Raw genomic sequence first — 6,667 nt, forward strand, 5'->3', positions numbered from 1 at the left:
CAACCAAACAGCGCGGGTGGTTGAACAAATCCGAGATGGCTTCGAGCCTCGGGATTTCCCCGCAAGCCTTTGACAAATGGGGAGTTGCGCCTGTCGCACGCATAGGTCGAGAAGCGTTCTACACCGTGCAGAACGTGGTCGAAAACCGCGTTGAACACGCGCAACGAAAACAACAACCGGCGGGTGATGGAACCGAAGGCGTCGATCCGATGATCGAGTACAAGCTGCTCGAAGAGCGCCGCGGTCTCACCGCCGCCCAACGGATCGCCCAGGAGAAGAAGAACCTTGTCCTGGACAAGCAGCTCGTCCCGGTCCCTTTTGCCACATTCGCCCTCGCAAAAATTGCCGCACAGATCGGCTCGAAACTGGACACCGTCGGCAAGACCGTCACTCGGCGCCACCCGGAGGTTGACCCTCGGGTCATCGATTCGGTAGAGCGGGAGATCGCGCTTGCTCGAAATATTGCCGCCAGCTTCGGTGAGCAACTTCCGGAATTATTAGATGAGTACGTTGAGTCCATGGCTGAATGATCTTCGCAAGTCGATCAAGCTAGGACTTCAGGCGCTCTACAAAGAACCGCCGCAAACCGCCGTCGAATGGGCGGATGCCAATTTCTACATGTCCGCCGAGTCCTCCTACAACGAGGGCAAATGGACGACCGAGCCGTTCCAGGTTGCGATCCTGAACAGCATGGGCAACGACCTGATCAACGTCGTCAACTTCATCAAGTCGGCGCGGATCGGTTACACCAAGTTGTTGATGGCGAACATCGGCTACAAGATCCAGCACAAGCGCCGCAACGTCATGATGTGGAGCCCGACGGATCCGGACGCTGAGGACATCAGCAAGAGCCACGTCAACGGAATGATCCGTGACGTGCCAGTGCTGGGTGACCTCGCTCCGTGGTTCGGCCGCAAGCACAGCGACAATACGCTCGACCAGAAAATCTTCGCGAACAGGCGAACCCTCTGGATCCGCGGCGGGAAAGCCTCACGAAACTACCGTGAGAAATCCGCCGACGAGGTGATCTACGACGAGCTGTCCAACTTTGACGAAAGCGTTGAAGGCGAGGGTGCGCCGATCACCCTGGGCGACAAGCGACTCAACGGCGCGATCTATCCGAAATCTATTCGCGGCTCGACGCCGAAACGAGCTGGCTCCTGCCAGATCACTAAGGCCGTCGAAGAGTCGCCCTACCTGCTCAAGTTCCACATCAACTGCCCGCACTGCCGGGAGGAGCAGACGCTCAAGTGGGGCGGCAAGGATTGTGAGTTCGGTCTGAAGTGGGAAAAGAACGCGCTCGGTGAAGCCGAGAAAGCCTGGTACGTGTGCGAGCACGCCGCCTGCATCATTTGGCACAACGAAATGGTTGAGGCCTCGAAGACCGGCCGATGGATATGCGAACACACAGGCATCTGGACTCGCGACGGAATGGACTGGTTTGGCGCTGATGATGAAATTATCCGCACTCCGCGCTCGGTCAGCTACAGCATCTGGGCGATCTACAGCACCTGGAGTACGTGGCTCAGCTTGGCGGAAGAATGGCTGAAAGTGAAAGGCGACGTCTCGAAGCTGATCACCTTCATCAACACTACCCGCGGCGAAACATGGGACGACGACCAGGGCGAGAAACTCGACTCCGAAGTTCTTTACGGACGACGCGAAGTTTATCCGCAGGTGCCGGCCCTCGGCCTGGTGCTTGTCGGTGGCATCGATACTCAAGACGACCGTTTCGAGGGGCGTGTTTGGGCGTTCGGTCCGGGCGAGGAAGCGTGGTTGGTTCATCGCTTCATTCTGATGGGCGACCCTGCCAGCGAGGAGCTTCGCCGCAAGGTTGGCCTTGAGCTGCACCGGCAATTCACACGCGTGGACGGCATCGTGATGAAGGTGGAGCGCTGGACGTGGGACGCCGGCGGCCACTACGCCGACGAGGTCTACGCCGAGAGTCGCAAGCACGGTGTCCACTGGGTTGTTCCAATCCGTGGCGCGACTGTCTACGGCAAACCAATCGCGAACTTCCCCCGTACGAAGAACAAGGTGCACAAGGTCTTCCTCACGGAGGTCGGCACCGACAACGCCAAAGAGCTGCTTTATAGCCGGATGGGCCTGCCCGTCGATACAGCTGCATCTCAGGCAGGCGTGTCTCAGCCCGGTGTGGTTCACCTGCCGGCCAACGACGCGATCTGCGACGAATCTGAGGTGAAGCAACTCACCTCAGAAAAGAAAAAAGCAGCCATATCGAAAGGCAAGCGGGTGATGCGCTGGGACAGCGGCGGCCGCCGAAACGAGGCGCTCGACTGTTTTGTATACGCGCTCGCAGCCTTGCGCATCTGCCAGCAGCGGTTCGGGCTTGATCTCGATCTTCTGGTTGCTGCTGTCACTGGCGGTAATGATCCGGACGATGAAGTACGGCCGCGCAAGAAATCCTCCCACTGGAATAGAAACTGATGGCCTACACGATCGAGCAATACAGCGCCCTGCAGGTGGCCATCGCCGAAGGGGCGTTGTCGGTCCGCTATGCCGACAAGAGCGTCACCTACCGGTCACTCGACGAGATGATGCGGATACTCAAGCTGATGGCAACCGAGCTTGGACTGAATGCCTGCAACGATGGCGGCCGCCGGTACGCTTCGTTCTCGAAGGGGTACTGATATGGGGATGATTGACGATCTGTTCCCCGGGTACGCAGCCAAGCGTTCGGAGATGCGGTTGAAGAAAGCGCGCACGGATATGGCTCTGAAAATGATCGAGCGCCGCTTTGAGGGTGCGGCAGGCGGTCGTCGAAATGATGGCTGGCGCGCAACTGGTGCCGATGCAAACGTTGAGAACGCTCCGGCTCTGGCCAAGCTTCGCAACCGAGCGCGGGACCAGCGCCGCAATAATCCATTCGGTGAGCGCGGAATCACCGGCATCGCTGACAACGCTGTCGGGGCCGGAATTGTTCCATTGCCCTTGGCAAAGCGTGATCGTGACGGATTGCGGTTAATGGACTTGTGGAAAGCATGGGCAGAGACGACCGTTTGCGATGCTGACGGGATGGATAATTTCTACGGCCTGCAGCACATGATCATGGAGGCCATCGCCGAAAGCGGTGAATGCCTGGTCCGCCGTCGCCGTCGCTTCAGCTCTGACGGCCTTCCTGTTCCCGTTCAGCTTCAGGTTCTAGAGGCTGACTTTCTAGACGAGTCGAAGGCGGACATTGTCGGGCTCAACCGGATTATCCAGGGCGTCGAGTTTGACGCACTCGGCCGGCGGGTGGCTTATTGGTTGTTCGATGAGCATCCTGGGGCAAACGCCGTGTGGGGTTCACTGCAATCACGCAGGGTGCCAGCCGAGGACGTGATTCATGTCTTCTTGCGAAAACGTCCGGGTCAGGCTCGCGGATATAGCTGGTTGGCTCCCGTAATCCAGCGCATGCGCAACTTCGACGAGATGGAAGACGCCGTGATGGAGCAGGCGAAGATTGCCTCTTGCTTCGCCGCGTTCGTTACCAAGGACGAAAACAGCGGATCGGGCAGTGGGAAAAAACCACCCCTGATTGATCGGGTCGAGCCTGCAATGGTGCAGGAGTTGGGTTTTGGCGAGAGCGTCACCTTCGGCACACCGCCGACATTCAATGGTTACACGGCTTACTCATGGCAGCAGTTGCATGCGATGGCTGTCGGCTTGGGCGTGCCTTATGAACTGCTTACTGGCGATCTCAAAGGCGTCAACTTCTCCAGTGGCCGAATGGGTTGGCTGAACTTCGCTCGCCGCGTGGATGTTTGGCAGTGGCGCATGTTGATCCCTCAGCTCTGCGATCAGGTCTGGCGCTGGTTCATGGAAGCACAGGTGCTCCTGCCGGGCGGCGTGATAGATGACGTAAAGGCTTATTGGGTTCCGCCGCGGCGCGACATGGTCGATCCGAAAGCGGAAACGGAGAACGTCATCACCCGCGTGCGTAACGGTTTGACCACCTGGCCTGATGCCCTGCGCGAGCTCGGAATCACCGATCCTAAACGGCATGCCGAACAGATCCAAAAAGCAAACGAAATGATCGACGAGTACGGGTTGGTGCTGGATTGCGACCCGCGCCGAGTTGCGGCTGCCGGTTCTCCGAGCCAGCCACCAGCCACCGAAGAGAAACCAGACGATGCCAAAGCCGAATCAGGTGATGACGAGAAAGACGCATGAAACACCGGCGTTCAGCCTGCGCGCCGCAGTTCGACCGGAGTCGGTCGACATTGAAAATCGCACCGTCGAACTGACTTGGACGACTGGTGCAAAAGGGCGCCGGTGGTCATGGGACGTCGGCAGCTACATGGAGGAGCTCGAGGTAAGCGATAAAGCAGTTCGCCTCGCCCGTTTGAACAATGGCGCTCCATTGCTTGGCGTTCACAATCAATACGAACTCCGCGCGGTGCTGGCGGTGGTCGAGCGAGCTTGGCTCGCGGACGGCGAGGGCCACGCGCTGGTGCGCTTCAGTAAGCGTGAAGATGCTGACGTTGTGTTCAAGGACGTGGTTGACGGAATTCTTCGAAACGTCAGCGTCGGCTACGCCGTTCACCAGTACCAACTGACCGAAGAAGAAGACGACAAGCTTCCGACCTACCGGGCTGTTGACTGGGAGCCTCTGGAGATCTCACTGGTTCCGATCGGCTTCGACGACGGTGCGAAAGTCCGAAGCGCCAAAACACCCGCCGAATACACCGGCGACCGATTCAAAACCATTTTCGAAGTTCGCGAGGCTGTTACGCCTCCTGATCAACCGGCCGCCGTGGCCAACACCACCGAGGAAAACCCGATGACTGAAGAAGAAAAGCGCGCGGCCGAGGAGCTTATCCGTCGCGAATCAGCTGATGCTGAGCGTAAGCGCAGCCTGACTATTCGCCAAATGGCAAAGAAAGTTGGACTTGGTGATGACGTCGCTGATGACCTGATCGATCGCGGTGTCTCGATCGCTGACGCCAGTTCAGCGCTGATCGACAAAGTCGCTGAGCGCCAAGCTGGTCATCAGCCTGAAACGCGTAACAGCCAACCTACTGTCATCAGTGGTGTCGACACTTCCGTGCTGGTGGCCAAGCGCTCCGCGATGATGAACGCACTCGATCACCGTTGTGCACCAACCACCATAAAGCTGGAAGAAGCGGGCCGCGAATTCCGTGGCATGCGCCTGGTGGACATGGCCCGCGAGTGCGTGGAAATGGTTGGTGGCAACACCCGCGGCCTGATGCCAGCGGAAATCGCTAAAGCAGCACTCGGTTGCGACCGTCAGGCGATGCGCTCCGCAGGGATGCATTCGACCAGCGACTTCCCGTTGTTGCTCGGTAGCACTGTGAACCGCACGCTGCGTGCAGCCTACGAGCTTGCCCCGCAGACCTGGCGTCCGCTCGGCCGCCCGACCACTGTGCCGGACTTCCGCGCGGTAACTCGCGCTGCTCTGGGCGACATCGCCGCGCTGGAGAAAATCAAGGAGCACGGTGAATACCAGTACGGCACCCTCGAAGAAGAGGGTGCCCCGATCAAGGTCGCCAAGTTCGGCAAGATCATCGCGATCACCTGGGAAGCAATCGTCAATGACGATCTCGGTGCATTCACCCGTGTACCACAGGCGTTGGGCGCCGCCGCTGCTCAGACCGAGTCTGATGTGGTCTGGTCGCTGTTGTTGGGCAACCCAAACTACACCGATGGAACGCCGATCTTTCACGCCGATCACGGCAACTTGGCCGCGTCTGGCGGTGCGATCAACACCACCACACTGGCCGCTGCACGCGCTGCGATGCGCAAGCAAAAATCCAAGGCTGGTGCGTTCCTCAACCTGTCGCCGGAGTTTTTGATTGTCGGTCCAGATAAGGAACTGGAAGCCTATCAATTCACCAGCTCCAACTACGTACCGGCCAAAAATGCCGACATCAACGACAGCCGCAACGCCGCGCTGACGGTGATCGTCGATGCTCGCATCACCGGCAACCAGTGGTACCTGTACGCATCACCGGGTGTAGTCGATACCTTCGAGTATGCGTACCTGGAAGGTGAGCAGGGCGTATTCACCGAAACCCGCGAGGGCTTTGAGGTGGACGGCATGGAGATCAAGGCCCGTCTGGTCTTCGGCGCTGCGTGGATCGACTTCCGCCCAGCCTATAAGAATCCGGGCGCCTGATCCGGTGGGCGCCGAGTGGCGCCCGCTTCAACTTCCATCCCCTGTATGCATAGGTGAACCATGAAAAATTACATCCAAGCGGGTGACAACCTGACCGTTGTCGCGCCAAGTGGCGGTACCGTTTCGGGCGGTCTGTACAAAGTCGGCGGGATCATTGGTGTGGCTGCTACTACTGAGGCGGCCGGCGATCCGGTCGTTCTCAAAACTCGCGGTGTCTTCGATTTGAAGAAAACCAGCGCTCAAGCCTGGGCCGTTGGTGATCTGGTCTTCATGAATACCACCACCCGCGATGTCACCAACGTATCAGCCACCGGCCTGGTGCTTGTCGGCGTGGCCACCGAGATCGCGGTCAACCCGAGCGCGACTGGTGCTTGCCGCCTGAACGGCGTCTCCGCTCCGGCGCCGGTGTAATGGGCTGGGCCTCAATGGCCCAGCGCATGCTCGGAGTTTCGATCCGTACCTTCAGCGAGCCATCAGCCGCCCTTGATCCTGAGGGCGCTGTTTATTGGCTGACCGATGGGGTCGAGC

Annotated in this window: 6 protein-coding genes; all 6 read left to right on the top strand. The window is 59.1% G+C overall.

What is annotated here, in order from left to right:
* Positions 1-530, top strand: a 530-nt coding sequence (locus DBR24_RS00615; RefSeq protein WP_256591228.1) for a terminase small subunit, incomplete at its 5' end; no start/stop codon positions are given.
* Positions 502-2,448 carry a phage terminase large subunit family protein gene (locus DBR24_RS00620; protein WP_128613570.1) on the top strand — a complete coding sequence of 649 codons (1,947 nt, stop codon included), beginning with the start codon at positions 502-504 and terminating at the stop codon, positions 2,446-2,448. The genes DBR24_RS00615 and DBR24_RS00620, both read left to right, overlap by 29 nt.
* On the top strand, positions 2,448-2,651 hold the full coding sequence (locus DBR24_RS00625) for a phage head-tail joining protein (protein ID WP_128613571.1): 204 nt from the start codon (positions 2,448-2,450) through the stop codon (positions 2,649-2,651). Before DBR24_RS00620 ends, DBR24_RS00625 begins: the two co-directional genes overlap by 1 nt.
* A 7-nt stretch (positions 2,652-2,658) precedes the next feature.
* Complete coding sequence (locus tag DBR24_RS00630) at positions 2,659-4,173, top strand: phage portal protein (RefSeq protein WP_256591229.1); 1,515 nt, start codon at positions 2,659-2,661, stop codon at positions 4,171-4,173.
* Positions 4,133-6,139 carry a prohead protease/major capsid protein fusion protein gene (locus tag DBR24_RS00635; protein WP_256591230.1) on the top strand — a complete coding sequence of 669 codons (2,007 nt, stop codon included), beginning with the start codon at positions 4,133-4,135 and terminating at the stop codon, positions 6,137-6,139. The genes DBR24_RS00630 and DBR24_RS00635 overlap by 41 nt, the downstream gene beginning before the upstream one ends.
* 60 nt (positions 6,140-6,199) lie before the next feature.
* Complete coding sequence (locus DBR24_RS00640) at positions 6,200-6,550, top strand: DUF2190 family protein (RefSeq protein ID WP_128613573.1); 351 nt, start codon at positions 6,200-6,202, stop codon at positions 6,548-6,550.
* The last annotated feature ends 117 nt before the right edge of the window (positions 6,551-6,667 follow it).

Origin of the sequence: Pseudomonas sp. HMWF006, assembly GCF_003061205.1 — a bacterium.
In the GTDB taxonomy this organism is placed as follows: domain Bacteria; phylum Pseudomonadota; class Gammaproteobacteria; order Pseudomonadales; family Pseudomonadaceae; genus Aquipseudomonas; species Aquipseudomonas monsensis.